Raw genomic sequence first — 26,333 nt, 5'->3', positions numbered from 1 at the left:
TTCCTTCGGCTCCTCGCCGACGGCGGCGCGCTGCTCGTCATCGTCTGGCTCCTGCTCGCTGAGCGCCCCATGCTCCTCAATCGCCGCATCGAGACCGGGCAACGCGCCGTCCTCGACGAACGTATTGACCAGAGCATCCGACAGGGCGTCGATCGGCAGCAGCGGCGGAGATGTCGATGTGCCGGCGAGCGCCCGGGCTGCATCGGCCTTTGTCTTGAAGACGTCGGCCTTTTCCTTCTCGGACATGCCCCAGAGCGGTGCCCACTCGTAATAGATATCCTGGTCACGCGAACCGAGGGCGCTGCGGATAATGCACTCATCGAGCCGGGCCATTGCCGGCGTCATCTCGACCGACTGCATGGCCTGCAAACGGTCGTAGTAGTTGCGCAGGTCGCTTTCGCCGGTGGCGTTCATGCCGGCCGGCGATTGACCGAGAAGACGGGTTGCCGGGATGTCGGCGGCGCCGGATACCAGCTGCATGAACGACATCAGCACGTCGGGAAGCGTGGCGAAGCTCGCCGTCTTCTGTTCGAACTCCTCTTCCTTGTCGAGGAGGAGGTCGCCGTTGATACCCTTGGCCGTGGCAGCGAGCGTGTAGCGTTCGAGGATCTTCTCGCGGTACCGCTGATCACCGACGTTCTGCATGAAGTCGGGGATACGGATGACGTTGACCTTGGCCTCGAAGACGAGGCTGGCAATGTTCGCCGCGGTACCGTCGGCCTGCTTGATCGCCTCGACGACCGACAGGAGCACGCTATCGCCCCAGCCTGCATAGGTCGTGGTGACGATCTCCTCGTCAGGCTGGGCGGCCCCATTGAAGACGACCAGTCGCGACGGGTGAATGTCGACCTGCACGCCGTCTGTCGATTTGATTTGATAGACCTTCGGCTTTCCGTACCATTCGGAGGCCGGGTCGCGCTCGATCTCGCCGGCGGTCAGATTGCGACGGGAGATAACCGTCAGGTACTTCAGGCCACCTTTGCCAACGCGCTCGACATCGAGCGGCTCGGTCAGGTTCTGATCGCCGGTACCGATGACGACGGCGGCGCCACCCCAGAGCCGAGCCTTGATCTTGGCTTCGAGGATCTTGCCCTTGACGTTGAGGCGCTTCTCTTCGGCCTCGATGGCTTCGATCTGAGCTTTCTTCGCCTGCCAGTCACGCCAGGCACGCACGCTGTCGAAAGCCGGGATATCGACGATCTTCCGCGGTAGCCACGCACCACGGTAGGCGTTGAGCAACTCCTCGTCCGAAAGCATCGGCATCGAGTAGAAGGTCGATGACGCCTTGTCCCGGCTGGTGCCGATGTTCGCAACCATGTTCGTCAGGCTGTCGCGGACGAAAGCGATGATGTTTCCCATGTCCGCTCCTAAACGTTCGCCAGCGTGTACGTGCTTGCGCTGAGAAGCGCGTTGAATGCCCGGCTCGTGCTGTCGGCGTCGTCATCGTGCGTCGCCTCAGGAAAGCCTTCGAGCGACGAAAACCATGCTGCATTCCAAGGGGCCCGAAGGACGAGGACGTTGCCTGCTTCCGCCTGAGCGGAGAACGGGCTGAACCGTGTCACCTTGTCACCGGATTCGGGCGTGGCCCGTACCGTGAAGCCGGCAAGCAGCTTCGTCAGGTTGGTGACCTGCGACTTGCCCGCCTGGCCCGGATCCTGCGGCAGCGATATGTGCACGTCCTTGCCATCGGCTTCCGCCGTGTTTCTGATGAGCCGCTCGACGCCTGACGGTGACAAGAAGTCGTTGCAGTGATGCGCCACGATGTAGCGGCCGTCGGACAACTTGCCGATCTTGGTGCCGGCGGTGGCATCTGGGTCGGTGCCTTCTGCCTTCGGCGTGGCCGCCATGTCCCAACCGCGCATCCATTTGACGACGCCGGCCGGGATCACATCGACGACCTCACACCAGCCACGCTGGAACAACAGCCCGGCGGCCGGCCTGATCTTCCAGTTGCCGCCGAGGAGGCGCTCGCGCTCAACAGTCGGCAGGGCCATCAGGTTGGCGAGGTAGCCGGGATCGGCTGCCATCAGCGCGGCGTTGTCAGTCAGCTTCGCCGGGACGAACGTCACCGACTTCGGCGGGATCGGCGTGCCGTCGACCGGGTTCTTGTATTCGGCGAGCTTTTCCGGATCATCGGCCCAGATGACCGCGTCACCGATGCGGACGAACCAACGAAGCTTGCCGGCCCGCTCTGGTATCGGGAGACCGGTATCCTGGTCGATCCACCACGAAATGAACTCGGCAACCCAACTATCCGCATCCGGGTTGCAGGTTGCCCTGACATACGGCCGGACGCCGCACATCGATCGGTTACGTGACAACAGGTACCAGAACTGCTTTGCACTGAAGTGCGTGAGCTCGTCGAAGCAGATCAGCGGGATCTGCGAACCCTGCCAGTTCGATACCGTCTTGTCGTGCTCGAGGTGGGCGAAGCTGACTGACGCCCCCGACGGGAACGTCCACGATAGATCCGGCGCCACCTTCGGCCTTGCGTTCAGGCTGGGATAGAGCTTCTCGCTCTCGTCCCAAAGGCCACCCTCGTTTCTGACCTGCACCAGCGTGCGCCGAAAGAACACGGCGCCGAACTGAGGATTGGCAACGTGGCGCAGCGGCTCCATGAGGAGCGCCCACGTCTTGCCGCCACCTGCCGACCCGCCGTAGATGGCGATGTCAGCTGGCGAACCAAGGAACTGTGTCTGCGGGCCAGCCTGCGGCCGGATGATTGTCTGGGCGCCCTGCCCTTGCTCAACCCCTGCCATTATCGGGCAACTGGAAGATCGTCACCGGAGAGACCGGCGCCGGAAGATCCTTGCCGTCCTTGCCCGTGATCTCGCGTCGGTTCGTATAGGCGCCGCCGACCTCTTCCGCCGCCTGCTTCAGCAACGACGATGCAAGCACCATGTTGCCCTGGGTCTCTGCCTTGTCTGCCATGCGCTGGAGAGCGCGGAGACGAACGGCGCGATGGCTGATCGCGATCGAGGCGGTGTCCTCAAGGAAGGTCTTGCGGGTCTCCTCGAAGAGCATTTTCCATTTCGCGGCGAGGCGCGCACCGGCCTTCTTGTTCGGGTCATAGGCTTCGATCGCCTGAGGCGTCAGCGTGACCGCGTAATCCTTCTTGAGTGCAGCGGCGACAACCGACGGGCTATCGAAGCAAGCCAGCGACTGGACGACAAAGGTCTGCTGCTCATGTGTGAGTTTTCGCTCGGCCATAGCTTTATCAGGACACCATCAGGATCAGGCGGCGCGAGCCTGGCAGGTCCCGCATGCACAGCCGATTAGGTCTGCGGTCATCAACGGCGGCTTTGACAGCGCCTCGACCAATTCCTTTACGCCCGCCTCTACTGCACCGTACCGAGCAGCCACGCCGATGAAGGCTTCCACATCATGGGAGCGCATCGTGTAGACCGGTAGCCCTGTGCTCTTTCGGAACTTCGGGGCGCCGAAGTCGTCAAGCTCCTGGGCGCAGTGTGAAAGCTCATGCTCGATCAGAGCACAGGCTTGTGCATCACTGGCCGATACCCAGAAGTTGGCATCGATCGTGATGATGAAATCTGGGACGGAGCCGAACCAACCGAGGACCTGCGCCTCTGCTCTTGCCCGGGCCCACTTGCCCATCATGCCCGCAGGCTGACCCATCTCGGCTTGACCGATGACGGTGCGGCCCTTCTTTGTGTTGCTCACTGTGGTCCACAGCATGCCGATCGACGCCGGGATGAGATGGGCGTGATCCGGGTTGAACATATCGCTGTCCGGATCGATGAAGGTATCGCGGGCCCAGGCTTCGAGTTCAGGAGCGGCCACGAAGGCGCATCCGCTGAAATCCTCGAAAATCTCTGATGGCGGTTGTGGGCGCATCAATTCACCACTTGCCTTTACACAACACACACGCGAACTTCTTCACCCCCGGTGAAGGATCAGTGGCGTTCCGCGTTTGGAGGTAAGCATGCCGATTGAGCAACAGTCAGTGCAGTCTCTGTTTATCGAGATGTACTTCGACCAGACCCGGTTGAGCACGGGGACGGCGTTCGTTGTCAGTGCGGTGCGCGGCAACGCTCTGATCACCAACAGGCACAATGTCACCGGCCGGAGGCAGGACAACAATCAACCACTATCGCCTCACGGCGGCGTCCCAAACAAAATACGCGTCTGGCACAATGCTGCTACCGGTCTCGGGAATTGGGGGTCGATCGATTATCCACTGTATGACAACAATGATGTCCCGCTGTGGGTGGAACATCCAGTTCTTGGGGCCGCAGCCGACTTTGTCGCGCTTCCTATCGATGTTCCTGATGTCGCGACAGTCTACCCATACGATTTAACGGCGCCGCAAAATGGCCTGTTAATCCGGGCGTCCGACCCACTCAGCATTATCGGATTTCCATTTGGGCAGGCCGCCGGCGGGTTATTCGGCATGTGGGTTACCGGGTTCGTCGCTTCAGAGTTGGACATCGACTACGATGCGAAGCCCATCTTTCTAATCGACAGCCGTACAAGACCCGGCCAGTCCGGTTCTCCCGTTATTGCTGCGCGTCGCGGCATGATCCACTACAAGAACGGGAACATCAACATGGGTGGTGAAGCTGTCGAATTCCTAGGGATATACAGTGGACGGATCAACGAGCAATCAGATCTCGGCTTCGTGTGGAAGCGGTCTGCCATCAAAGAACTTGTCGACACGCTTCGATAACGTGCGACCAACCACGAAATTCGCGACTGTCGCGTGGCCATGTGACGCGCTGTCTGATGTTGTCTTTCTGATGTAAGCGCGAAGCATTACCCCGGTCAGGTTTGAACCCTGCCTCCGCATGTGCGTCATCTGCTGTCTTGCCTTTGGACAACGCCTGCGCGAACTTCTCGTGGCGCGCGTTCTTTAGGACGGGCATAGGGGAACCTTGGGGAGGATGAGATTGCGCGACATGGCAATCCCGATTTCGATAGTGCTCGGCTTCATGATGCTGAGCTTTGCTGTTTTGTTACGGGACAACGACTTCGAGAGTTGCTTGTCGACCCTGAGCGCGAGCATGGAAACCAGGGCTGGCAACACCATCACCGAGAGGGCGGCGGCCTCCAGAGAATTTGCACTTGGCCGCATGTGCGCTGGGTCTCCGATCGGAAACTGACGCCCCTTTCTCTACTCTCATCCGAGGATACAGAGAGAAGCATCGGGGAACCGGGCCAGAGGTCCGGCTCCCTATTCAGGCATGCGAATCAGGGTCACAGGGGCTCATTTTGCTAATGACCGAGGTAAACACCCGACGCTTCCAATTTATCCGAGGCAGCGACATTCATCGAGATGGAATGTACCTGGAATTGTTGGATGTCGATGCCCAAACAACCGTTGCTGAGGTCTTCTACACAGACGCAACGGGAGCGCTGACGTTTAGTGCCTACGAACGAGACATTCCGCTTGAGGCCATTGAAGCGTTGATCGAACGGGGCAAACAATTGCTGACACCCTCGACCTCCGCCTAAAGACACTGGCGAGCTACCGGGCTGCTCTACTCCGACATGATGTTTATGATAGCAATTGCAACAGGAGCGACGGTGAACTGAGGAAACAGCCGCCTACGAAGCCCACGAAACCTAACGCTAACGCTCCGACGAACCCGTGGTTATCCCAACCATAGTGGGCGCCGATAGCAGTCGCCGCCAGGACGATCGATACCGACCACACGACCTTAAGCGCCGATACTGGCCGGCCACTATTTGTTGGCTTCTCGTCCGCCATCGCGACCCCTGCATATACGTCTACCTGCATGCTTTAATTGAGCGGTGTCAACAGTTCAAACAAGGCGGCAGGGGTGAAAGTCGCGACGACCAATACCCCGGGGATGAAGGCGACCATCCTGCGCATAGACTGCGGTCCTTGGGTGGTCGCGCTTGCCAACCTTAACCGCGCCCTAGCGTCCCCGTGATAGTGATTTATCGTCAACCAAAGTTAAGTGGTCATGAGCGAGACAGGAAAGTCGACGGAAGTAGAACGGTTCCCCCGCCTAAGAAAGATAGCAGCGGCGATAGGCCTCGCGGCATTTGGCCCTGCGACTCTCTACGGTGTGCTTGAAGCAACGATAGCTGGTGAAATCCGCAACAAATGGGGTGGGGTAATAGCGTCTGCCAAGGACGATGTCTTCGAATTTTACTTGCTCATACTTATCGGCGGCGGCGCCGCCCTGTTTATCACCGTACTGGGCGCCTTGTTTCTGTTCCTGCTTTACAAAGGGAGATCGCGCCGCGTCTAATCTGTTGCCGGATTCATCCGCCTCTCCGGCGGGAGGTAAAGGTCGCCATTGGCGTGGCGCTGGATCTCAGAATTTCGGCAATATTCGTCAAAGGCGGGAGGCGGTGACATCCTCCCTAAGGCCCGGCGAGTGTTCCCTCTAATCGAGGTCCGCGATCAGAACAGCCTGCAAATCACCAATGATTGCAGCGACATTAAGCGACTTTATCGATCAGTTCAAGCGGAAGATCGACGTGGACGAGACCGCCGAGGTATTCGACCACAGCTTTGATCGTGTTGCGGCCGGTGACGTCGAGGACGGTTGCCAGCATGCCGCCAACCAGGCGGTGTTCGGGCGCGATTCGGACGGCTGCATCCTTCGGGAACTCCTGCTGCAGTTGCTTGCGGCTACGCTTCTTCCGGGCGTCACGCTCGCGCTGTAGGGCCGATCCAGCCATGTCTTCGGCTTGGCGAATGCTCGCGACCTCGAAGTCTGAGATACGCAGCGGGTAGCCGGCAACGCCGAGGATCGCCGTCACACCGTCAACGCGCGATAGCCGGTAGAAGTCTCGCGTCGGCAGGTAGACGAACGAGTAGCCGACGATCATGGCGAAGCGGCGCTCGATCAGTTCCTTGGTTCGGTGGTGTTTGATGTCCTTCCGGAACGACGGCATGTAGATTTCGATGTCGGCGTCGCGGAGGTTTCGCTCGATGATGAACTCGCCCTTGCGGTCCTCGGTCTCGCCTATCCGCGGCGTTGCAGGACGCTGGGTTCCGGGTCGGGTCTTGATTGCGTACCAGCTCATTGGGGGTTCTCCTATTCGATCCAGCCGGAGCGAAGAGCCAGGCCGACAAGGCCGGTGGCCTTAGAAGCGCCTGCTTTGCTCATGGCGTTGATGATGTTGCGATTGACTGTGTGGATGCTGATTCCCATGATCGTGGCCGCCTCTTCCGCCGTTTTGCCGAGTGATAGCCATTTGACCGTTTCGAGTTCTCGGGCGGCAAGCGGGCAACCTGCGTCTGGTCGGGGGCGAGGCTTATGCTGCATGGCTGGCCTCGTCGTCGGTCCGTGCCTCGGAGACCTCGGCTTCGATCTTGCGGCGGAAGGCCATCTGCTCGGCGCCAACTTCCCACCAGTCGGGCAGTTCTTTGATCTTGGCCCAGTATTCGGCCTTCTCTGGCGACATTGGCTCGTGAACGACGATGCCCCGTTCTTTGGCCTTGGCCTCCTCGTGGTCCTGGCGGAACTGGGCCAGCCGGGCGCGAACGCGGGCCATCACCTCCGGCGAGCGGTCGACCTCCGGAGCGACGCCCTTCATCGCCGAGGCGATCTCGCGCTTGCGGGCCAGATCCTCGCGGGCCGCCCTCGCCTCCTGCTTCGCCAGCGCGGCGAGGATCGGCGGCTTCGGGATCATGCCGAGCAAGATATCCGGGTTGCCGGCGTAGTCGCCCTTAATGAGCTTCTGGGTCGCGATCGTCAGACCGCAACTCGGCACGCCGTCGAGGGCGTAACCGTAGATCACGTCAAACTTCTGGGGGTCGATACCCTGGGGCAGGCTCATGCCAGCGCTCTGCATGACGCCGAGGCTGCGAACGATGGCATCAGCGCGAGCCGGTGCCAGTCGCTCGGTGAGCGTGGTAATCTCCCGGTTCAAGGTCGAAAGCTGGGCCGGTGCTGGCAAATTCGTCATGGCCTGGATTCCCGTTCAGTTTCTGCTGGATGGCTTCTCGAAACTCCCGCTGATGGCGGGCATTCTCGGTTTCTCGCGGGGGCGCTTGAGCTTGGGCTCGCGGCTTCGCCACGTTCCGCATCCAGTTGCGCCAGGTGGCCTCCCAATCGAGCTTGGCGGCGTCCTTGCCGCTCTTGCCGACCCAGAAGTCGCGGAACTTGTCGGCCTCGAAACGGATCGTTGCTTCGGAGTGGCCCTGATCGATAGCCCACTGGCCCCATGCTGCCGGGAGAGCCCAGCCAGCCGGCAAACGCGTCCCGCGTTTGTTTTCCGAGCGAAGCGAGGATGGGGTGGGGTTAATTTCTTTAGGGGGTGTGGGGGACCTTTCTTTATCAGGGGTGGGGTTGTCCCCGGACGGTCCCGTGACTGTCCCGTCCTTGTCCCGTGACTGTCCCGCCCGCTGACGGCGTTTGCGGTCGCGCTCGACCTGCCGACGGCGCTCGATTTCAGCGTCTTTGCCCTCGATCGCCTCGACGGCGAGCGCTATTGCCTCCGGCGGTGCACCGGCTTCAGCCATCTTTCGGATCAGTTCGGCAATGCTCACTTGACCACCTCGACTTCCAAGCCGTGGCAGGCTTTCATGAGCTTCTGCTTGATGCGGAATACGGGCGTGACCATGCCCTTCACATCGATGACGCGGCGGCGCTTCATGGCGACGTCCCAAAAGACGAAATCGGCCCGGTAGGTGCAGACCAGCACGCCGTTGATCGTCAGCGCATAGGAGCGCTGCATTTCCACGTCTTCGACCTCGCCCGCCCGCTGGCGGAGCTTCAGGCTGGCGTAGTATGCGGCCTCGGCTTTGCTATCGAAGCAGATGCCGTCGAGAAGCGTGCGCTGGGCCTTGTACTTGTTCCCGCGCTTCGATTTGGCGATCGCGGCCTGGTACTGGGCGGCGGACAAACGCTCGTTCATGCCGCACCTCCGAAGAAGTGTTTTTGTGCAAGTCGCTGCGTCATCCTCTTGAACTCGCGCAGCCGCGAAAATAAATCTTCAGCGGGCGCTGACGAACAGCGCTTTCCTTGTTGAAAACCAACGAATTCAGTGAGGTAGAAATGCACCCGAAGATGTTTGACCGGCCAGTTTACCTGCGTGAAAGGAAGGATCTGGTCCTCGAAATCACCAACCTCGACGACGCGATCGATTTCCTTGAGGAATGGTCCAAAGGGGATCGCGATATCATTCACGACGCGACCCTGAAGACTTGCTACCTGGCACATGACGGCCACAAGCCAGTCCAGGTGGCGCGTGACGCTCTCCGCTCCTTCGCGAAGAAGAAGGGCATACTTGTCAAGGCTCCCGCGGTCCTGCCGTGGATGATTAAAGCCAAGCCGGGCGGCGGTCGAATCTCCCCGTAGACTGACATTCGATAGTGAGAGGCTGCGCTCGCGGCCTCTCTTGTCATAGCCTGATGCTGGGTATGGAAGCTTGATCATGCCGCGTCCTTTCGCTCTGCGCCTTCGATGCGCCGGACGGCGATGTCCGCGTATTCGGGATTGAGTTCGATCAGGATGCTGCGAAGGCCGAGCTGCTCGGCGACAAGGCCGACCGTGCCGGCGCCACCGAACGGATCGAAGACGGTACCGGGCACGCGATCGAAGGTTTCGCAGATCGGACCGCAGCCGTGGTCAACGCCACAGCAACCGCAAACGGTCTTCGGGGTGCCTGCCTTGATGCAGCGCTCGGCGAGCGCCGGCGGGAACGTGGCGAAATGAGCTTCGCGGAAAGCCTTCGGCGCGATGGTCCAGACGTTGCGCGCGTTGCGGGTCTCGGTGAGATCCGATGTGCTGTCGCGGAAAGACTGCTTCGACTTTCGGTATGGGTCGCCTTCATCCGCGATCTTGTAGGTGGATGAGGTTCTGCCGGACCGATTGATCGTGCCATGTGCCCCGGGCTCAACGTCCCATCCACCGGGGACTTTTAACTTCCTCGAGACGGGCACCCGATCGACGTTCTGCCTACTGTTCGGTCCAGGCTTCCGCGCATGCGAGCCGCCGGTCACCGGCTCACGGATCGCCTCGTGTTCGTAGAAATACTCCTCGCCTTTCGTGAGCAAGAAGACCTTCTCGTGCGCCGTCGTCGGGCGATCGTAGACGCTTTCCGGCATCGGGTTGGGCTTGTGCCAGATGATCTCTGAGCGAACCCACCAGCCCGCCTCTTGGAGGGCAATCGCCAACCGGTTCGGGATCATGCAGAGGTCTTTGGGTTTCAGGTAGCCGCCAGCGACGATGGCACCAGGTGAACTGACACCAGCAGCGCGGCGATGAAATTTGCCTCGAACACCTCTGTCGCCGTGACGGTCGGCCTGGTAGATCGGGCCCACGGTCGAGAACGGCTTGTCCCGGAAAGTACGGTCGTCAGAACCCTCGGCTTTATAGGCTTCTGCGCTCTTCCCGTTCGGAGCTGCTGCGTAGCAGTCGCCGTAGTTGAGCCAAAGCGTGCCTTGCGGTTTCAAGATCCGCCAGACCTCGGCAAACACTTCGACCATCACGGCGAGGTGCTGGCCGAGTGTCGGCTCAAGGCCGATCTGGCCTTCGACGCCATAGTCGCGCAGGCCCCAGTAAGGCGGGCTGGTGACGACACAGTCGACCGAGCCCGAAGGCATGGCGCGCATAACGTCGAGGCAATCGCCAACATGGATAGTGCAGCGCCCGTGGAGGATGGAGCGGGTTTCGAAGCTCATGCCTCACCTCCCCGCTCACGGCGAGCAGCGAACGGATCGAGCTTTTGGAACAAACACCACTTGGTCGCGGTTGCACCACCAAATAGGAGGCGAGCATGCCCAAGACCCCAATTCCGCAGCCACCGGATCCGGTATTCCCGCCGGACCTGCCGCCGGATGTTCCACCAGATCTGCCGGAGCCCCCGATCGAGGAGCCAGAGCCCGACGTCGGTCCGGACGAAGCGCCCGCCATCACCTCCGTCCCCGGCGCGATAATTCCGCCGAAGATGGGAGATTGAGCTTGCCGTAGTGCTACCCAGCACCGCCCCATTGGAACAGTTCTCTCTAATATACGTTTGTGGGAAGCCTGACCCACGGAGGACACCATGGCCAGCATCTGGGATGCAAACGTCGAGTTGAAGATAGACGATCGTTTTCACGTCATCAGGAACGCCCGAGAGGCGGTCGCATTCCTGATGAAATCCTGGCCCGAGACGAAGAGCGAGAGTTACGCAACAGCTCGAAAGATCTGCCTGGATGCAGCCAATGGAGAAGTCCCAAGCACGGAAGCCAGGGCGGCATTCGAAGCTGCCGCGAAAGAAGCCGGCCTCCTGCGATAGGCCCGAGGTGAGGAACTTAATCATGCTGCCTGCCCTCGCCGCTCAAGCGCCTTCAGGTACGCGGCCTTGATCTCATCGAACCGGGCGATGTCGTACTCCTTGGTGGCGATCTCGTTTTCGGGGCGTGGCTTCTTAGAGCCGTGGCCGTGGTCTTCGAGCCAGGTCATAGCGCTGGCGATGCGGCGGTCGAGCCAAGCGATCATTTCGGCGGGGTCGGTCATTCCGCCTCCTGACGATTTCGGCGGAGTTCGGCTGCCTTGTGATCGACGCGCGCAAGCGTCATCAGGACAGGCTTCAGTTCATCGGGCGCCGTGTCGTAGGCCATGACGCGGGTCGCGCGACCGCCGTTCAATCGTGGCAAGACCCCGCGAGGGATCATGAGCCAGTTCGACGGATCGGTATTCAGCCTGTCTCCGTCAACGCACTTCAGGCACATGCCTGCTGGAAGCGGACCGTTGATCTGCTCCCAAAGATGAAGATGCTTCAGGACATAGCGGCGCTCGTACCCAGTGTGCGGATTTTGCTCGTCAACGCTGATCTCGACGTAACCGTCCTTGCTGACGCGCTCGTGGCCGAGGAATTTGGTGTTGTGCGGCAGACCGCCGACCTTGAACTGAGTTCGGCGCGCGTTCGGGTGTCGGCCACCCTTCCCAGGCGGGCACGGCTTACCCTTGTTGACGGGGACCTGGCCCTTCACAAAGCAGCCGGTCCGACCCGTCTTCCAACCCTTGCGCTTGCGCAGCGCGTGAAGGTTTCCCGCGGAGACGTCATCGCGCTGAAACATCGCGGAGAACTCGCGGTGATAGTCGCCGATCGGCAGGGTACGGTTGGCTTCGAGCCATTCCATCTCTGCGACGCTGTAGCTGATCCACTTGCCCTTCATTTCTCGGTACCGTCCGTGATGGCCTTGCCGTCGAGGGTTTCGGGCTGGCGGAAAATCGTCGGGAGCATCGGCTTGAAGCGGTCGCCGTGGTTCGCGACCAAGGTCGCGGCCTTGAGAGACAGGTCGGAGTTGCGGATAAGCTGCTCGCTAACGGCAACGATTGCGTCGGTGCGCTTCACCTCGGTTTCGATCTGCTCGGCGGTCATGCTTTCGTCGCTCAAACGCTCGAGCTGAGAAAACAGGTGGTTGTTCAAGTCGATCAGCCGGTTTTTCATGACAGCGCCTTTGGGTTCTCTTTGAGAGTTACGATCCATGCGAGGACGAGCGCGGCTTCTTTGCCGGGCTTGTCTTTGAGCCTCTCCTCGATTTCCGAAGCGGCGTAGAACAGGGCGTCGTCGCGCGTTTGGGCGAACCTTCCCCACTTGGGGCCGACCCGATAACCACCGCCGAAGTTGTCGCAGTGAAAGCTGGCCGACCACATCCACAGGCCGTCCGTGTGCTGGTGCAACTCGATCTTGGCACGGTCCCATGCCAGTCGCGGGTGCCTGAGCCGGTAAACGGCGTCCGGATCACCTTGGATAACGCCTCCATGGGGCTCGACTGGCTTCCGGATCGCCGGACTGCGCAGCGTGTCGAACAGGCTAAGCTGCTGCATCACTGGTCACTCCCGTCCGTAAGTTCCGGGCAGATCCATTCCGCGAGAGAGGAGCCGATACCGCGCAGCTTCTCAGCGATGATCAGCCGTTGCTTCAAGCTGAGCCAACGCACGAATACGGGCGGTCTTTTCGATGAATTCGGCATGATCCCTCTTTGCTGCGCTTAGCAGCTCTCGTTCTTCCTTCGCGGCTTCTGCAGCCGCGTAGAGTTCCATCATCTGCCAGTGGCGAACGACGTCGGTTTCGTTGTTCCACCAAGCTTTGAGACGGCGTTCCGTCCATTGCTTCTTGGGTTCGCCCTTGTGCGGGAAGAGTTTTCGGAGGATTGCCGCAGCCTCGAAAAACATATCGCTGACACGGCCACCGCCGCCGATCGATCTAATGAGGTAGTTTGCAGTCGCAACGTCGCTCATGTTCTTGCATTTCCCGTTCTTCGTCTCGTCCAGAATTCTGGATTTCTTTTCCATGTTTTCGGTTCCCGCCTATGACACAGTGTCTTTGCTAGGAGACACTGCAGATGAGCAGAAACCTTACTGACCAGTCCGAAGAGAGCCTGACCGCGCCAACGGTCGGCGCTCATTCGGAGGTCGAAAATCTCATTCCTTTCCGCAGAGGAATCCGGGCGCCGCATCCCGCCTCTGCCGCCGGTGACGATCCCCTCTCGTCACCGGCCATTCCTTTGGGAACCGCTGTTCAAGCCGTGGTCATGCGCCTGGCGAACAAGCGGATCCGGTTGCGAGTTGAGAGCCCCAGCCGGGAGGAGGAAGACTGGGGCTCTCGTTGATCGCGAGGGAGGAGGAGAACCGCGATCAATCCTTTGGCCGGAAGCCGTTCCGGCGAAATTCGAGTTCGGAAAAGAGAGCGACACCGCCGAGGAGCAGCATTGCGGCGACGACAGTCGCGACGAGCGCAGCAGCAACGAACATCAGGCAGCCCTCTTCTCGGTTTGATCTTCAGGCTGCTGGCTCTCGGCGGCCTTGAACCTGTTTGGACCGGAGCGAATGCCTCTGACCTCGCCCTCAATGAAGCGCTGAACCATCTCGTCGAGGCCGGATGAAATCTTCCTCATGCAAGTTCCTCTCCGCTGGTTCGCGTTCGCGCATCGCTTTCGCGCATGTGTGGCAGTGGTTCCGGCCATAGCCGCCGCATGCCTCCGGCTGCCGGCAATGCGGCCTCAACGGGGACGGTGGCTTGGCGGTGAAAGAGGTTGCCCGTTCAGCCTCCGGGCCAGAGGGTTCAAGGTTGACGGGGCCTCCTTCGAGACCTGCGCGCTTCGCGCTGCGATCTACATTTTCGCCTCCTTCTTTGGCGCCAGGTTCTGCCTCAGCGCTGGGGACCTCGGCTTCGCCTTGAGAGGCCGAGGCGATTGCGGAATTGGTGGGGAGGTCGACCGAAGCCACCTCCCCGTCATGGCGGCCCTCACGATCCGCAAGCGTCCCGGTTCCAGTCCCGGCAGGAGAGGCTTCGGCTTGCGGACCTGCCTCTGGGGATGGCTCATCGTTGGTCGAGGGCCTCTGGTGCGTCTCTTCTTCCGCCTCTTCCTGCTCGATCATGACGTCGACAGCTGCGGTCAAGACCTTGCGACCGATCTCGGTCTGGACGCCCATGGCGATGGTCTGGACCAGCTTCGGGTCAAGGTTGTCGTCGAGGAACTCGCCGGTCAGCGGGTCAAATTGTTCAATGTTTTCTCGTACGCGGGCGGGCGCAGGCGGATGACCCTCGTAAGCGGCGAGATAGATGTCGAAGATGGCGCCCTGCTCGGCGACCGTCTCGGAACCCTTCTTCGCGACTTTGCGCAGATGAGCGACGACGTTGCCCATTGCGGTCTTGTCGAAGCCCATGCCCTTGGCTTCCGCGTAGATGTCGCGGATGTCGTCGCCGATAACGTCCTGCTCTTCCTTGAGGCGGAGGATGCGGTCGATGAATGCCTTGATCTGACCTTCGGCGCTCATTGGGCGCCCTCCCGTACCGGGAAGAAGTCTTTTTCCTTGAGCGGGATCCTCTTCGACTTGGCGTATGCCAGGATCGCTGGGGCGTCGGTCTGGGGGATTAGCCCACCGGTGCCACCCTTCTCTTTCGGGTACATCCAGCGGTACACCCGGGAGACGTGCTTACCGGTGACCTCGGCCACCTTTTCGATGCCGATCTTTCCGATGATGGATTTTGCGGGGTCGAGATGTTTTTCGCTCATGTCGCGAAATTTGCGATTGTCGCGACAAGAAGTCAATGGGGTCGCAACAATTATTTTGCGATATTCGCGATGGAGTTTTTCGCGGAATCCGCGAGGATCGCCGCATGAGTGACCCACAATATGAACTGAAACAATGGCTTGCGGAGAAAGTCGCGGCTCGCGGTGTAGCTTCAAAGCTCGCCGAAGCAACCGGCATGTCCAACGACAAGATCACGCGATCGAAGGAACTGCATAGCGACGATCCGAAGAAGCGCCGCCAGATCTCCCTGCAGGAGATCGAGGCAATGGCGAAGTTCTTCGGGGAGCTACCGCCTGGCTTCGAGCAGATGACTAACTGGCTGCAAGGCTCCTCGCCTAACGCGCCGGTCGCTCGGCCTATGCCGAAGCCGAACGCGAGCTTCCCGCCTCGCTGGCAGTCGTTCCCCGGCGATACCTCGATACCGCTGCGGGGCCACATCTCTGCCGGCAAGAATGGCCGCTTCATCATGAATGGGCAGGATATCGCCCAGGTGTTTTGCCCGCCCGGGCTTGAGGGCGTCGAAGGCGCCTATGCGGTGCAGGTGGACGGCCGCTCCGGTGAGCCGCGCTTCTTCCACGGCGAAACAGCCTGGGTGAACCCGCATCTCAAAGTGCGGCAAGGCGACGATGTGGTTGTGCAGGTGGTCGAAGACGACGAGGTTTACAGCTACCTCAAGCGCTACGAGTCACGCTCTACCGACCTCGTACGCCTTTACCAGTACAACCCGGGCGAAGGCGAACAGCACGAACTCGAGTTCCCCGCAGACAAAGTTTTTAGCGTCCACAAAGTCGTGTTTCACGCGATGCTCTGAAGCACCTCATCGCACCGCCAAGTCGGGCGAATGGTCAGGTTTCTAAAGGCCGGCGGCTTCTTCGGGCATTCACTGCAACGGATCTTCCGGCACAGCTGCATGTAGTTGTGAACGCCCAGTTCTGCCACCTTCGTCAGGTTATCGAGGCGAAGGATGCGGGAGTGCCCGCAATCATCGCAAGCTACATATACGCTCGCTAGTTCAACGACGAGCCGCAAGGCGTCGGGGTGATCTACGGGAGCGTTACGCATCATTTCTCTCTCCTGCAATGTTCCGTTTTTGTTCTCATCAAAACAGCAGGAATGCAGCCGAGAGTCGAGTCGATTTTCAGAAATAATTCGCTTGCCACAACAGGTGGCAGATCGACCTGTCGGCGGCCCCAGATGTGCGGTGGAAATGAAAGCTACCGACTCGATACGGCTGAGGTGAAGGCCTGCGCCTAACCAGACGGTCAAAGACGACCTGAAGAACCCGCCCCAAACCGGCGGGTTTTTTATTGCGTCCAATTTCGCGATTTTGCGATTTTGCGTCTGTCGCAAAATTCCCTGTTGACTTATTTTGCGATTGTCGCGAATATCTCTTCATCAGCAAGGCGCTGAGAGAGGACGAAGCAAATGGCGATGGTCACCCGATACAGCATCACCGACGAGGTTGGCCGGTTCCTGACCGCTGAGGGCCTTTTCTCCTACGACGACGCCGATGCAGTCGAGTTCTGGGACGAAGACGAGGCCAACGAAGAGTTGGCCACGAACCCGGAATGCCGCGGCTGCTCGGTCGAGACCTATCAGCGCCTCTCCGATTTCCCCGATTTCACCGCAACGCCCTCGATCGAGAAGGAGGCCGCGTAATGTCCTTCGAGCCCCGCCGCGTGAAGCTGCACGAACTGTACCGCGAGATTGAAGCCCTCGGAGGTGGAGACACCGACCCGGAGGCGAAGCCTATAACCGAGCCATCCTCGATGCTCTGTCGATCTTGCGCGCCTCCGGCTTCGGCGAAGGCTTTTACGTCGATCAGCGCGAATACGAGAACCGTGGCCGCCTCGCTCGCGAGTTCGCGCCCGTTATCGGAGCGGCGCTGGCATGAGCACGAAGTATCACACCAAAACCCCGCTCCTGATCCAAGTCGCCGGCCTCGATATCGAGTTGGACCTTGAAGTCGAATACTCGATCAGCCGTTACCGCGCCGCGACACTCACTCAGCCCGAGGAGCCGCGGTCGGTCGAGGTCGAGCAGATCCGCGCGATGCTGGAATCTCTAGAGCTCCCTCTCCCCAGCTGGGTTGAGCACGAAATCTACGAGAGCGACGGCTTCAAGAACCACCTTCTCGAAGATGCGGCCGACAAGGATGCCATGGCAGCCGAGGACGCCGCCGAGCGCCGTCGCGAGATGAGGGACGGGCTATGAGCGGCCGCCCTATCCAATACGCGTGCTCGCAAGCTGATCGGTACTGCGAGTGCGGTCACTGCCAGCTGCCGCCGGCCCGCAACATCGACCTGGACGGGCTCGCAGAGTTCAACCGCGCCACCTATGGCGTCGCCACCTTCATCATCCTCCTCGCCGCCCTCCTCGCCTTCATGGCGATCGGCTTTGCGAACACCGAGGAGATCCACCGCAAAATCGTAGCCGAGAGGACCGTCTAATGACCGCAGAAACAAGCATTTGGACTTGGTGGCAGAACGCGCTGGCGGGCAACGTCGGCCCGATGCACGAAGGCGAGCCCCAGCAGGGCTATTACCGTACGCGCTTCAAGGGCGGCCAGTGGGAACCGGTGGCAATCTGGCTCGACGGTGGCGCCTGGCTGGCGATGCGCGGCGAGCGCATGGTCGACGCTGGCGAGGCTTGGAACTTCTGCCGCACGCACCCTGTCAGCTACGAGGCCTATCAGAAGGCCATCGAGGGCGCCGGTTGGGACGACGAGCCGCCGGCACCTGCCGCAGGCCACAATCTGCCGGCCGACCCGTTCGAAGCACTGAAGCTGGAATTTCTGTCCGAGAAAGAGCAAGCCGAGGCGTTCATGAAGACGCCGATCACGACCCAGGACCAAGCCGATAAGGCTGCGATCTGGTCGAAGCGGCTCACCGCCATCAAGACGAAGGCCGAGAACCTGCACAAGGTCGAGAAGCAACCGCACCTCGACGCCGGACGCTCGGTCGACAACAAGTGGCGCTCTCTCAAGGAAGATCCGGACGCGCTCGCCAAGAAGCTGAAGGCGCACGTCACGCCGTTCCTGCAGGAGCAGCAGCGCCTTGAATACGAGCGCCAGCAGCGCGAGCGCGACGAAGCCGAACGGAAGCGTCGCGAGGCTGAAGCACTCGCCGCCCAGGCAGACGTGAGCGACACCGCAGCGCAAGCCGAGGCAGAGCGCTTGCAGCAGGAAGCCGCGAGGCAGGAACACGCAGCGCAGCCGAAGAACGCCAAGGCTGGCCGCACCGGCGCGAGCGTCTCGCTCCGGACCTTCGTCTCGGCTCGCATCGTCGACTACGACAAGGCCATCAAGGCCTTGAGCAACCATCCCGAAATGAAAGCGCTCGTCGAGACGCTCGCCAACCGCGCGATCCGCGCCGGCGTCGAGCTCGACGGTGTTGAGCGCTTCGAAGAGCAGAGGGCCGCCTGATGACAGACGCAACCACCATTTCGCCCGCCGTCGCCGCCGTGAAGTTCAAATGGCAGAAGGACGAGAAGACCTACGACTACTTCATCCCCGAAGGCCTCGTCGTCAACGTCGGCGACAAGGTCATCGTCGAAACGGCCCGCGGCGAAACCACCGTCGAGGTCATGGCGATCGAGGCCGAATCCGAAATGGCCCAGAAGAAGATCGTCCGCGTCGTCGAGCCGGAAGTCGAAGGAGAGAAGGCATGAACAGTCATGTCCCAACTCTGACTGGCGGCGGCAATGTCCTCGCCATCGTGCCTCAGACCTTCGAAGAGACCATGCGGATCTCGCGAGCGGTGGTCGCCTCTGGCCTCGCTCCGGCGGCGCTGATCGGCAAGCTTGAGGGCGATGATGCAGCGGCGGCGGTCGCCGTCGCTATCATGTCCGGCGCTGAGCTTGGCCTGAAGCCGATGGTGAGCCTTCGCAGTTTCACGGTGATCAACGGCAAGCCGGCGCTTTACGGCGACGGCCTGATCAACGTCGTCCGCATGTCGGGCAAGGTCGCGTATCTGCGCACCGGCTGCGAAGATCGCAATGGCAAGATGGTTGGCTTCTGCGAGGCCAAGCGTCTCGACACCGGAGAAGATAAGCGCGTCGAGTTCAGCCAGGATGACGCCGTTCGCGCTGGCCTTTGGCCGTCGAGCCCGACGGTTCGGCGGAAGGTCTGGGAGAACAACCAGCAAGTCTGGAAGGACGTCCCCAACGATACGCCTTGGGCTCGTTTTCCGCAGCGCATGCTTGCCTGGCGCGCCGCCGGCTACTGCCTGCGCGAACTCTTCGGTGACGCCCTTGGCGGTATCCGCGACGAGTTCGAGGTCCGCGAGATCGACGAAGTCGAGACGATGCGCGACATCACGCCAGAGAAGCCGGCACTTCCGCCGAAGCCTCCGGCACCTCCTGCCCCGCCAGCCAAGGCCACCGAAACGGTCGAAACCGCTCCGGTCACCGAGCCGACGGAGCAAGAATTCAACCTCGGTGACTTCCTCGAGCAGATCGAGACTGGTCTCGCCGGCGCCAAGGATGAAACCGACGTCGCCGAGATCTGGAACGACTTCGACGCGCCGGCCGTGCTCGAAACGAACGGCCACGCCGACATGATCGATACGGCCTTCGCTATCCGCGATCGTCGTCTCGCTCAACTCGCACCGTTGAACGGAGGCTGACATGGGCCGCGCGCTTCTGGTTTTGGCGAACGAAACGTTCCGCCGCAAGGCGATCGACTGGATCATGCGCGCGCCAGTCGACACGCGCGTCGAGTTCAAGGGACCGAAGCGCACGACGCCGCAGAACGATCGCATGTGGGCGATGCTCACCGACCTGTCGCTGCAGCTTGCCTGGCACGGCCAGCAACTCACCCCCGAGGACTGGAAGCTCGTCATGTTGGACGCGTTGCGCCGCGAGAAACATGACCAGCTTCGCCTTGTGCCGAATACCGACGGGACCGGCTTTGTCCCACTAGGCACCTCCTCATCTGACCTCTCCAAGGAAGAGATGACCGATCTGATCGAGATCATCTTCGCCTTTGGAGCCCGTCACCACGTGATTTGGTCTGAACCGAAAGCGAAGGCAGCAGCATGATCGATTGGCAGAAAACCGCCTCTCACGTCATCGGCGAGGTTCACCGCAATCTTGCGCCTGACGCTGATCTAGCCACGCGCAAAAAGGCATTGCGCGCCGCTCGGCCTGGTCTGTTCGCCCAAACGAGCTGGGGCAAGAAGGTCTGGGCGAAGCACTCGCGCAAGTATCTCGAAAAGTTCGGCCTACCGCCGCTCAAGGCGAAGGCCGTCGAGGATCACCTGTCACCACTTGAGCGCATGATCGCCAAGGCAAAGGCAGGTGCAGCATGACGGACCGACATATGCACTTCTCCGGTCCCGCAAACCGCCTATCGGCTGCTTTTCGGCACCTCTTCGTCGAAGCGGGTCTTTTCGCGTCCCGGGTCGTCGTCGAGGATCTCCTCTTCGGTGTCCTCCGGCAGGGCCTCATCCGGTTCCATATTGGCTTCATCGCGGCTTGGAACGGGCGGCACCCGGCCCTGATCGGCCTGCCGTTCGTCGGCATCTGCTCCGGACAAGTCTGGAGACGGAATCGGTTCGAAATCCATTTCCGGCGGCCGTGGCCTCTCGATGGGTGCGGGCATCGGTTCGTCGGTGGCATTTTCGTGTTTCGGTTCGCTCATCATCTGGCTCCTTTCCGGTTGCCAGGTGAACCGGCTGGCGTCGGTAAAGTTCCGCTTGGGGAGGCTGTCTGATGCGCAGCGTCCCCGAATGGATTGCCAAACACGATGACCAGAAGGTGCCCGACCGCGTCCGCCAGCGCGTCTTCGACCGCGAGGGCGGCATCTGCCACCTGACCGGCGAGAAGATCGATCCTGTGCGCGACGAGTGGGATCTAGACCACAAGGTCGCCTTGATCCTCGGCGGCGAGCATCGCGAGACCAATCTTTTTCCGGCCAAAAAAGAGCCGCACCGTCGAAAGACGGCAGTCGAGATGAAGGTCAAATCCAAGATCGCCCGCACCCGCAAGAAGCACCTTGGCATCGCCAAACCCAAATCCAGCCTGTCCCACCCGCGGTTCAAGCGCTGCATGGATGGAACGGTCGTTGACCGCAGAACGGGAGAAATCATTCGATGAGCGACCTTCTCATGACAAGGCGCGCGGTTTTCTCCGAATGCGGCCTGTATCGCTACCTTCTTGAACATGACTTCGGTGGCAGCGGCCCAGTCATATCGCTCGGGATGGTCAACCCGTCCAATGCCGACGACGAGAACAACGATTCGACCATGACCAAAGTCGATGGCTTCGCCGTCCGCCTAGGAGCCAGCAAGGTCAAAGTCTGGAACAAGTACGCCTTCGTAGACAAGGACGTGAAAGCGCTTCGATCGGCTACTGACCCAGTGGGCCCGGAGAATGATGCCTATATCGCACAAGCCGTAACCGACGCCGATATCCATATCGTGGCGTGGGGCCCGCTCTCGAAGCTTCCGAAGCCGTTGCGCAATCGCTGGCTCGCTGTCGCGGATGTTCTGGCCAAGGCCGGAGCCCGGCCCATGTGCTGGGGCATCGCGCTAGACGGGCAGCCGCGCCATCCCTTGATGCTGGCCTACGCTACACCTCTTGTTCCGTGGAGCGCGCCCCGCCAACGCCATACTCAAGGAGGCGAGGAATGACGGCCAGAGCAGCAATCAAGGCGGCCGACCTGAAGCGAATGGCCGACGTCGCCAAGTCGAAGGGCGTCACGGTTTGGATCGAGGTCAACGGCCAACGCGTCGGCGTTTCACCAGATATCCAAGATACCTCCAAGCCTGCTACGGTTGACCTGAAACCTGATGACTTCACATCATTGGCGGATTGGCAGGCGTGGAGAGATCGAGAACGTGCTCGTGAAGCTCAAAGGAATTCATAAGGTCAAGCGCCGGCTGGCGAGCGGAGAGGTCCGCGTCCACTACTACGCCTGGCGCGGCGGTCCGAAGATGGAGGCCGAACCGAACACCGAATCATTCGCTGCAGAGCTACTGAAGCACCGCGCCGAGAGCGCCCCTGCAGAGGTGAAGACGCTCGACGACCTAATAGACACCTTCCAAAAGAGCCCTGCATTCTCCGCGCTGGCAGAGAAGACCCAGGACGCCCACAAGCATTCGTTCAAGGAAATCCGCAAGGAATGGCCGAAGCTGCCGCTGAAGCTCACACAGCAGCGCGGCATGAAGGCGATGATCCGCAAATGGCATCACACCTTTTCCGCCAACCCGCGGAAAGCCGACCAGATGCTATTCTCCCTCTCCCGGGTCTTCACCTTCGGGATTGACGAAGAGACGATCGAGAAGAACCCATGCACCGGAATCAACCGGCTTTACACGGGATCTCGCAAGGAAAGCGTCTGGACGCCGGAACTGATCGCGCTGTTCCGGGCCAAGGCCAAGGCTCATATGCTCCTTGCCTTCGAAATGGCGATCCACACCGGGCAACGTCAAGGTGATCTTCTATCCCTCACATGGAAGCAATACGACGGCACGCACCTGTCGTTTCAGCAAGGGAAGACGAAAAAGAGAGTTCGCGTGAAAGTTCACAGCAAGCTCAAAGCCATGATCGACGCCCTGCCGAAGGACAAGATGCGAATCATGAACAACTCTCGCGGCCGGCCATGGACGAAGGACGGCTTCAAAACGTCATGGGCGAAAGAGTGTGCCAGGCTGAACAAGGAGAGCGATGGTGTCCAGATTGAGGGCGTGACGTTTCACGACCTGCGCGGCACGTTCATCACCGAACGGCGGCGGGAAGGATCGACGACAGAACAGATCGCGTCGATCACTGGGCACTCGATTGCAGAGGTAGGAAGAGTGCTTGAGAAGCACTATCTGGCGACGGATCAGCAGACCAGCGATGCGGTCATTCTGCGGATGGAAAAGAACATCACGTGAATGAATGCTGTAAACGGCTATGGGAAAGCTGTAAACGGGGTCTAGTAGAACCTCAAAAACACCCGCTAAGTGCTTGAATTTTTTGGCGACCCCTGCAGGATTCGAACCTGCGACAACCTGCTTAGAAGGCGAATGTCGGAGTCGGTGCGCATTGGTGCAGACTGGTGCACTTGGTGTCGAACCCAACGTTGTCATCGACTTACCCCGGTGGCGGTGCTTTCCTTCGGGCACACCGGCACCGCGTTTGCCGCCGCTCCCGCTGCCCAGCGCGCTGTCCGACCAAAAGGAGCACGACCATGTCCCGACCGCACGCACTGACAGAGAAACACATCGACAACCTCCCGCCGGCACGCGCCGGAAAGCGCTACGACGTCCCCGACGGGGACACGCCCAACCTGTTCGTCCGCGTCGGCGCGCGGCAGAAGACGTTCGTGCTGCTCGCCCGGTTCGGGCGCAGCAAAAACTCCACCCGCCGCGGCATCGGCGTCTACGGGCCAATGTCGCTCGACGCGGCGCGGGCCATCGCTGCGCAGTGGAACGCCCTGATCAAACGCGGCCTCGACCCGTGGGAGGAGGAGGAACGGCTGGAGGAGGAAGCGGAACTGGCGCGCCGGCACACGTTCGCGTCGGTGATGGAGGACTACATCGCCGAACTGCCGTCCCGGGTCAGAAACAAGCATGTTCCGCAGGACATCGAGGCGATACGGCGCGACATCCTCGACCCCGACAGGAACCCGTGCCTCGGGATACCGATATCTCAGGTCGAGGACTACCACGTCTCCAGCCTGGTCAAGGCGATCCGCGACCGTCCCGCCCCCGCGGTGGCGCACACCACGTTCCGCCGGTTCAAGACGTTCTTCAGTTGGCTGATGGAGCCGGAGCGACGCCGCGCCTACGGTTTGAGCCCGGGCAACCCCATCCGCGACCTCAAGGCCGGCGTGCTCGGCCTTGAAAACGTCGTCAGGCAGCGCGTCCTGCACAAGAACGAAGTGCTGGCGTATTGGAGGGCGGCAGACCGAACTCCCTATCCCTATGGCCCATTCTTCAAGGCGCTGCTGCTGACCGGCGTGCGGAAAGCGGAGCTCACCGGCATGCGCTGGTCCGAGATCGACTGGGCGGAAAAGCTGTGGACCGTGCCGAAGGACCGCTTCAAGGCCGGCACGGAACACCTCGTACCGCTCTCCGGCCTGATGATCCGGCTGCTGCGGGAAATCCGGGACAACCAGCCCGAATTCCACGGCGACTGCGTGTTCAGCAACACCAACGGCCAGTTGCCGGCCAGCGTAGGCGGCAAGCCGATGGACGCGTTCCGCGCCAGGGTGGCCGCCGAGCTCGCGGAAATCCAGCCCGGCGTCGAGATGGCGTCGTTCGTCATGCACGACGACCGGCGGGTCGTGCGCTCCAATCTGGCCGCGTTGAAGGTCCCGGAGGCGGTCATCGACACGATCCAGGGCCACGGCAAGAAGGGGATGAAACGCATCTACGACCAGTACCGCTACCTGGACGAGACGGCGGAAGCGCTGACGCTGTGGGCCGAATGGCTCGAGTCGCTGACCACCGGCACCCCCGCCCCGGCCCCGTGGGGGCATCGATGATAACGCGCGAAGCGCTCTACGAGCTGGTCTGGTCCATGTCCGGCGAGATGGCGGCCGCCACGCAGGACGTGTCCGACAGCTACCTGGTCCGCGTCTGCCACAAGCTGGAGGTGCCCCGCCCGCACCGCGGTTACTGGGCCATGCGCGAGGCAGGGCGCGCGCCCGAGCCGCCCCCTCTGCCGCCGGCCGGACCGCTGACGCCGGGAAGCTGGACGAAGTCGCCCAGACCGCCGCGGCCCTACACGCCGCCCGCCGCGCGCAAGGCCCCGACGAAGCGGCCGCCGGAGGAACACCCGAAGCACCCGCTGATCCGCGCCGCCGAGGGGTACTTCCGTGACGCGGAGCCGGGCGCGGACGGGTACTACCTCAAGCCCCGGAAAAAGCTGGTCGTCGACGTCTCGGCCTCCGGCTCCGGCCTGGCGAAGTGCCTCCGCTTTGCCGACCGGCTGTTCAAGACGCTCGAGGGGCTCGGCCACCGTGTCATGATCGCGCCCACTTTCGAACTCACCCGCATCGCACTCGATCCCAGGCAGGAGCAGCCCGCGCCGGGAGGCGCGCGGATTTGGTCGCCGCTTCGCCCGACCGTGGCTTTCGTGCACCGGATGCCGATCGGCCTGGCCGTCGCCGAGGTCGGCGAGACGGTCGTCATGCACTACGTCGGCTACGGAAACCTCGTCACGGAGGAAGAGTTCAGTCGGAAGAAGCGCTTCGGGCCGACCTGGAAAAAGGAGATGCCGGTGCCCCGCGGCAAATTGAAACTCACCGCCTACAGCCCCCTGCTCGGCGTGCCGTGGTCACGGGTATGGGTGGAAATGCCCGGGAGCCCGCTCGAAGAGCGGCTCGAAACGATCGTGGCGGCCATCGAAACCGTCGCGCTCGAGCTACTTGCGAAGCTCGAGCGCGACGGGCGCTACGGGCCCCAGCCGGGAGACGAAGTCCCGCCCCGGCCAGGTCCGCGCTGACTGCGCGGACCGCGGCGCGCCGATTTGTGGCTCAGCTTCCAGGGTCGCACGGGACGGCAGCGGATAAGCCCGCGTTGTCGGCGGGGGCCGCCGCGCGCCTCCTCGCGCTTCAGCTTCCAGGCGTGGACTTCCGGAATTGGAAAGCCGATCCGCCCGCTGGTCAGATCGACCGCCTCCACGAACTCTCCTCTCCTGCGCATCCGGTAGATCGTCCATCTGGACAGCGTCAGCAACTTGCAAACCTGCTTGAGCGTGTAGTATCCGGTCGGAAATTCCATGGCGCGACCTCCCTGTCGTCGGCTTCCCGCCGTTTTCGGTGGTTCCGGTGTGCCTTTGTCCGCGCGAGCTTCGCGTCGCGCCGATTGCCGTATAATTCACGCTCTTTCCGGCTCCAACGTCAACAAACGCCAGAATAGATAAGCGTTTTTCCCGGATATCTGTCCGGCGCAATAAATACGCAGATTGTTACGTTAAATATATACAGACCCCAAAAAGGGGTCCGCGCGCGGAATTGCAAAGCGATGTCTTGAGAATATAGCAATGTTGTTTACGGAACGCTCTTTCAAGCGCAGATGAATTGTAGACTTCAACGCGTAGCACAATATGATGCCGCGGCTGCCGACGTTGGAGATCAACGGCTCCGCGCGTGCGGCAGTGCGCGCGGCCTCCTTGCGGCCTGCGGACGAGGTCGGTCGCGACAAGGTTCTTGAAATCAGGACCGGTGAAGGAGCGGCAACTGCCGCAAAACACCAATTGTAGACGTCGACATACTCGTCGCTTTTCGATCCGAAGGGGCGGCGTTAGAAAAACGTTTCTGTGAGCGGCCGCCGCCGGCGGGGCGACTGGTCCGGCATGACGGGGGCGTGAGGCTTGGCTGCCGCCCGCGGCAGGGACACGGACGCCACTGAAGGCACGGGATTG

General features: G+C 61.3%; 41 protein-coding genes and 1 pseudogene. 22 read left to right on the top strand and 20 right to left on the bottom strand.

From position 1 onward, the window contains the following. Window positions 1-12: 12 nt before the first annotated feature. The 4 genes and pseudogenes from AC070A_RS23060 to AC070A_RS23045 all read right to left on the bottom strand — a co-directional run. Window positions 13-1,359 (bottom strand): annotated as a pseudogene (locus tag AC070A_RS23060) (DUF1073 domain-containing protein); the annotation flags it as partial. A gap of 8 nt (window positions 1,360-1,367) precedes the next feature. Beyond that, on the bottom strand, window positions 1,368-2,759 hold the full coding sequence (gene terL / locus AC070A_RS23055) for a phage terminase large subunit (RefSeq protein ID WP_113737734.1): 1,392 nt from the start codon (window positions 2,757-2,759) through the stop codon (window positions 1,368-1,370). Then, window positions 2,746-3,210, bottom strand: coding sequence for a DUF2280 domain-containing protein (locus AC070A_RS23050; RefSeq protein ID WP_113737733.1), 465 nt, complete (start codon window positions 3,208-3,210; stop codon window positions 2,746-2,748). Before AC070A_RS23050 ends, terL begins: the two co-directional genes overlap by 14 nt. A 24-nt stretch (window positions 3,211-3,234) precedes the next feature. After that, on the bottom strand, window positions 3,235-3,855 hold the full coding sequence (locus AC070A_RS23045) for a putative metallopeptidase (protein WP_113737732.1): 621 nt from the start codon (window positions 3,853-3,855) through the stop codon (window positions 3,235-3,237). An 88-nt stretch (window positions 3,856-3,943) separates the two neighbouring features. On the opposite strand from AC070A_RS23045, the gene AC070A_RS23040 reads away from it, so the two are divergent. Further along, entirely contained in the window at window positions 3,944-4,687 is a 744-nt protein-coding gene (locus AC070A_RS23040; protein WP_113737731.1) for a S1 family peptidase, read from the top strand. Window positions 4,688-4,870: 183 nt separating this feature from the next. Here AC070A_RS23040 and AC070A_RS23035 read toward each other — a convergent pair whose 3' ends face one another. Continuing rightward, entirely contained in the window at window positions 4,871-5,092 is a 222-nt protein-coding gene (locus AC070A_RS23035; RefSeq protein WP_113737729.1) for a hypothetical protein, read from the bottom strand. A 143-nt stretch (window positions 5,093-5,235) separates the two neighbouring features. Between AC070A_RS23035 and AC070A_RS23030 the strand changes: the two genes are divergently transcribed. After that, window positions 5,236-5,472 carry a hypothetical protein gene (locus AC070A_RS23030; protein WP_113737728.1) on the top strand — a complete coding sequence of 79 codons (237 nt, stop codon included), beginning with the start codon at window positions 5,236-5,238 and terminating at the stop codon, window positions 5,470-5,472. A gap of 476 nt (window positions 5,473-5,948) precedes the next feature. Beyond that, window positions 5,949-6,239 (top strand): hypothetical protein, encoded by a 291-nt coding sequence (locus AC070A_RS23025; protein WP_113737726.1) that lies wholly within the window; start codon window positions 5,949-5,951, stop codon window positions 6,237-6,239. A gap of 193 nt (window positions 6,240-6,432) precedes the next feature. Here the strand turns inward: AC070A_RS23025 and nusG are convergent, their stop codons facing one another. The 5 genes from nusG to AC070A_RS23000 are packed head-to-tail and all read right to left on the bottom strand — an operon-like array spanning window position 6,433 to window position 8,859. Continuing rightward, window positions 6,433-7,023 carry a transcription termination/antitermination protein NusG gene (nusG, locus tag AC070A_RS23020; RefSeq protein WP_113737725.1) on the bottom strand — a complete coding sequence of 197 codons (591 nt, stop codon included), beginning with the start codon at window positions 7,021-7,023 and terminating at the stop codon, window positions 6,433-6,435. Between the two features lie 11 nt (window positions 7,024-7,034). After that, entirely contained in the window at window positions 7,035-7,265 is a 231-nt protein-coding gene (locus tag AC070A_RS23015) for a helix-turn-helix transcriptional regulator (RefSeq protein ID WP_112997305.1), read from the bottom strand. Beyond that, window positions 7,255-7,908, bottom strand: coding sequence for a hypothetical protein (locus AC070A_RS23010; RefSeq protein WP_255571622.1), 654 nt, complete (start codon window positions 7,906-7,908; stop codon window positions 7,255-7,257). The genes AC070A_RS23015 and AC070A_RS23010 overlap by 11 nt, the downstream gene beginning before the upstream one ends. Beyond that, the gene (locus AC070A_RS23005) at window positions 7,820-8,491 is read right to left on the bottom strand and encodes a hypothetical protein (protein WP_255571621.1); all 672 of its coding nucleotides are present in this window, start codon (window positions 8,489-8,491) and stop codon (window positions 7,820-7,822) included. Before AC070A_RS23005 ends, AC070A_RS23010 begins: the two co-directional genes overlap by 89 nt. Next, a complete protein-coding gene (locus tag AC070A_RS23000) occupies window positions 8,488-8,859 on the bottom strand; it encodes a DUF1064 domain-containing protein (protein WP_192495258.1) in 372 nt (123 codons plus the stop codon). Before AC070A_RS23000 ends, AC070A_RS23005 begins: the two co-directional genes overlap by 4 nt. 140 nt (window positions 8,860-8,999) lie before the next feature. On the opposite strand from AC070A_RS23000, the gene AC070A_RS22995 reads away from it, so the two are divergent. Further along, the gene (locus tag AC070A_RS22995) at window positions 9,000-9,302 is read left to right on the top strand and encodes a DUF982 domain-containing protein (RefSeq protein ID WP_057252503.1); all 303 of its coding nucleotides are present in this window, start codon (window positions 9,000-9,002) and stop codon (window positions 9,300-9,302) included. Window positions 9,303-9,376: 74 nt separating this feature from the next. Here the strand turns inward: AC070A_RS22995 and AC070A_RS22990 are convergent, their stop codons facing one another. After that, window positions 9,377-10,627 carry a DNA-methyltransferase gene (locus AC070A_RS22990; protein ID WP_192495259.1) on the bottom strand — a complete coding sequence of 417 codons (1,251 nt, stop codon included), beginning with the start codon at window positions 10,625-10,627 and terminating at the stop codon, window positions 9,377-9,379. Window positions 10,628-10,722: 95 nt separating this feature from the next. Between AC070A_RS22990 and AC070A_RS22985 the strand changes: the two genes are divergently transcribed. Then, complete coding sequence (locus tag AC070A_RS22985; protein ID WP_113738029.1) at window positions 10,723-10,905, top strand: hypothetical protein; 183 nt, start codon at window positions 10,723-10,725, stop codon at window positions 10,903-10,905. A gap of 87 nt (window positions 10,906-10,992) precedes the next feature. Further along, on the top strand, window positions 10,993-11,226 hold the full coding sequence (locus AC070A_RS22980; protein ID WP_192495260.1) for a DUF982 domain-containing protein: 234 nt from the start codon (window positions 10,993-10,995) through the stop codon (window positions 11,224-11,226). A 20-nt stretch (window positions 11,227-11,246) separates the two neighbouring features. Here AC070A_RS22980 and AC070A_RS22975 read toward each other — a convergent pair whose 3' ends face one another. The 5 genes from AC070A_RS22975 to AC070A_RS22955 form a co-directional block, all read right to left on the bottom strand. Further along, entirely contained in the window at window positions 11,247-11,447 is a 201-nt protein-coding gene (locus tag AC070A_RS22975; RefSeq protein ID WP_113738030.1) for a hypothetical protein, read from the bottom strand. Beyond that, window positions 11,444-12,109: an HNH endonuclease gene (locus AC070A_RS22970; protein ID WP_218374351.1), complete on the bottom strand. Its 666-nt coding sequence runs from the start codon at window positions 12,107-12,109 to the stop codon at window positions 11,444-11,446. The genes AC070A_RS22975 and AC070A_RS22970 overlap by 4 nt, the downstream gene beginning before the upstream one ends. Further along, complete coding sequence (locus tag AC070A_RS22965; protein WP_192495262.1) at window positions 12,106-12,384, bottom strand: hypothetical protein; 279 nt, start codon at window positions 12,382-12,384, stop codon at window positions 12,106-12,108. Before AC070A_RS22965 ends, AC070A_RS22970 begins: the two co-directional genes overlap by 4 nt. Beyond that, complete coding sequence (locus tag AC070A_RS22960) at window positions 12,381-12,764, bottom strand: hypothetical protein (RefSeq protein ID WP_192495263.1); 384 nt, start codon at window positions 12,762-12,764, stop codon at window positions 12,381-12,383. Before AC070A_RS22960 ends, AC070A_RS22965 begins: the two co-directional genes overlap by 4 nt. A 72-nt stretch (window positions 12,765-12,836) precedes the next feature. Beyond that, window positions 12,837-13,232 (bottom strand): hypothetical protein, encoded by a 396-nt coding sequence (locus tag AC070A_RS22955; protein ID WP_246806034.1) that lies wholly within the window; start codon window positions 13,230-13,232, stop codon window positions 12,837-12,839. A 50-nt stretch (window positions 13,233-13,282) separates the two neighbouring features. On the opposite strand from AC070A_RS22955, the gene AC070A_RS22950 reads away from it, so the two are divergent. Next, window positions 13,283-13,549 carry a hypothetical protein gene (locus AC070A_RS22950; RefSeq protein ID WP_113737816.1) on the top strand — a complete coding sequence of 89 codons (267 nt, stop codon included), beginning with the start codon at window positions 13,283-13,285 and terminating at the stop codon, window positions 13,547-13,549. A 235-nt stretch (window positions 13,550-13,784) separates the two neighbouring features. Here AC070A_RS22950 and AC070A_RS22945 read toward each other — a convergent pair whose 3' ends face one another. Beyond that, window positions 13,785-14,717: a DUF2312 domain-containing protein gene (locus tag AC070A_RS22945; RefSeq protein ID WP_113737814.1), complete on the bottom strand. Its 933-nt coding sequence runs from the start codon at window positions 14,715-14,717 to the stop codon at window positions 13,785-13,787. Then, window positions 14,714-14,956: a hypothetical protein gene (locus AC070A_RS22940; RefSeq protein WP_077961669.1), complete on the bottom strand. Its 243-nt coding sequence runs from the start codon at window positions 14,954-14,956 to the stop codon at window positions 14,714-14,716. The genes AC070A_RS22945 and AC070A_RS22940 overlap by 4 nt, the downstream gene beginning before the upstream one ends. Window positions 14,957-14,991: 35 nt before the next feature. Here AC070A_RS22940 and AC070A_RS22935 point away from each other — a divergent pair, with 35 nt between their 5' ends. From AC070A_RS22935 to AC070A_RS22895, 9 genes are all read left to right on the top strand, one after another. Then, a complete protein-coding gene (locus tag AC070A_RS22935) occupies window positions 14,992-15,786 on the top strand; it encodes a S24 family peptidase (protein ID WP_255571620.1) in 795 nt (264 codons plus the stop codon). 614 nt (window positions 15,787-16,400) lie between these two features. Further along, window positions 16,401-16,634: a hypothetical protein gene (locus tag AC070A_RS22930; protein WP_113737809.1), complete on the top strand. Its 234-nt coding sequence runs from the start codon at window positions 16,401-16,403 to the stop codon at window positions 16,632-16,634. 231 nt (window positions 16,635-16,865) lie between these two features. Next, window positions 16,866-17,189, top strand: a complete 324-nt coding sequence (locus tag AC070A_RS22925; protein WP_113737808.1) for a hypothetical protein — start codon at window positions 16,866-16,868, stop codon at window positions 17,187-17,189. Then, window positions 17,186-17,425 carry a hypothetical protein gene (locus AC070A_RS22920; RefSeq protein ID WP_113737806.1) on the top strand — a complete coding sequence of 80 codons (240 nt, stop codon included), beginning with the start codon at window positions 17,186-17,188 and terminating at the stop codon, window positions 17,423-17,425. Before AC070A_RS22925 ends, AC070A_RS22920 begins: the two co-directional genes overlap by 4 nt. Next, a complete protein-coding gene (locus AC070A_RS22915; protein WP_113737805.1) occupies window positions 17,425-18,399 on the top strand; it encodes a hypothetical protein in 975 nt (324 codons plus the stop codon). Before AC070A_RS22920 ends, AC070A_RS22915 begins: the two co-directional genes overlap by 1 nt. Then, entirely contained in the window at window positions 18,399-18,644 is a 246-nt protein-coding gene (locus AC070A_RS22910) for a primosomal protein N' family DNA-binding protein (RefSeq protein ID WP_113737804.1), read from the top strand. The genes AC070A_RS22915 and AC070A_RS22910 overlap by 1 nt, the downstream gene beginning before the upstream one ends. Then, window positions 18,641-19,600 (top strand): recombinase family protein, encoded by a 960-nt coding sequence (locus AC070A_RS22905; RefSeq protein ID WP_113737803.1) that lies wholly within the window; start codon window positions 18,641-18,643, stop codon window positions 19,598-19,600. The genes AC070A_RS22910 and AC070A_RS22905 overlap by 4 nt, the downstream gene beginning before the upstream one ends. Window position 19,601: 1 nt before the next feature. Then, window positions 19,602-20,015 carry a recombination protein NinB gene (locus AC070A_RS22900; RefSeq protein WP_113737801.1) on the top strand — a complete coding sequence of 138 codons (414 nt, stop codon included), beginning with the start codon at window positions 19,602-19,604 and terminating at the stop codon, window positions 20,013-20,015. Then, window positions 20,012-20,284 (top strand): hypothetical protein, encoded by a 273-nt coding sequence (locus tag AC070A_RS22895; RefSeq protein ID WP_113737799.1) that lies wholly within the window; start codon window positions 20,012-20,014, stop codon window positions 20,282-20,284. The genes AC070A_RS22900 and AC070A_RS22895 overlap by 4 nt, the downstream gene beginning before the upstream one ends. 38 nt (window positions 20,285-20,322) lie before the next feature. Here AC070A_RS22895 and AC070A_RS22890 read toward each other — a convergent pair whose 3' ends face one another. Further along, window positions 20,323-20,616: a hypothetical protein gene (locus AC070A_RS22890; RefSeq protein ID WP_246806035.1), complete on the bottom strand. Its 294-nt coding sequence runs from the start codon at window positions 20,614-20,616 to the stop codon at window positions 20,323-20,325. Between the two features lie 71 nt (window positions 20,617-20,687). On the opposite strand from AC070A_RS22890, the gene AC070A_RS22885 reads away from it, so the two are divergent. From AC070A_RS22885 to AC070A_RS22860, 6 genes are all read left to right on the top strand, one after another. Next, window positions 20,688-21,071 (top strand): HNH endonuclease, encoded by a 384-nt coding sequence (locus AC070A_RS22885; RefSeq protein ID WP_113737795.1) that lies wholly within the window; start codon window positions 20,688-20,690, stop codon window positions 21,069-21,071. Next, window positions 21,068-21,607 carry a DUF1643 domain-containing protein gene (locus AC070A_RS22880; RefSeq protein ID WP_113737794.1) on the top strand — a complete coding sequence of 180 codons (540 nt, stop codon included), beginning with the start codon at window positions 21,068-21,070 and terminating at the stop codon, window positions 21,605-21,607. The genes AC070A_RS22885 and AC070A_RS22880 overlap by 4 nt, the downstream gene beginning before the upstream one ends. Next, the gene (locus AC070A_RS22875) at window positions 21,604-21,843 is read left to right on the top strand and encodes a hypothetical protein (protein ID WP_162771028.1); all 240 of its coding nucleotides are present in this window, start codon (window positions 21,604-21,606) and stop codon (window positions 21,841-21,843) included. The genes AC070A_RS22880 and AC070A_RS22875 overlap by 4 nt, the downstream gene beginning before the upstream one ends. Further along, window positions 21,815-22,855: a tyrosine-type recombinase/integrase gene (locus AC070A_RS22870; RefSeq protein ID WP_113737820.1), complete on the top strand. Its 1,041-nt coding sequence runs from the start codon at window positions 21,815-21,817 to the stop codon at window positions 22,853-22,855. Before AC070A_RS22875 ends, AC070A_RS22870 begins: the two co-directional genes overlap by 29 nt. A 296-nt stretch (window positions 22,856-23,151) precedes the next feature. After that, entirely contained in the window at window positions 23,152-24,450 is a 1,299-nt protein-coding gene (locus AC070A_RS22865) for a tyrosine-type recombinase/integrase (protein WP_494773594.1), read from the top strand. After that, window positions 24,447-25,412, top strand: a complete 966-nt coding sequence (locus AC070A_RS22860) for a hypothetical protein (RefSeq protein ID WP_492384595.1) — start codon at window positions 24,447-24,449, stop codon at window positions 25,410-25,412. The genes AC070A_RS22865 and AC070A_RS22860 overlap by 4 nt, the downstream gene beginning before the upstream one ends. Here the strand turns inward: AC070A_RS22860 and AC070A_RS22855 are convergent. Beyond that, window positions 25,361-25,690, bottom strand: a complete 330-nt coding sequence (locus AC070A_RS22855; protein ID WP_492384594.1) for a helix-turn-helix transcriptional regulator — start codon at window positions 25,688-25,690, stop codon at window positions 25,361-25,363. The two genes, AC070A_RS22860 and AC070A_RS22855, sit on opposite strands and share 52 nt — an antisense overlap. Between the last annotated feature and the right edge of the window lie 643 nt (window positions 25,691-26,333).

This window comes from Ensifer sp. GW101-20A05, from assembly GCF_059424735.1.
Note: the sequence above shows the minus strand (reverse complement) of the source record. Positions and strands in the feature narration are given on the sequence as shown.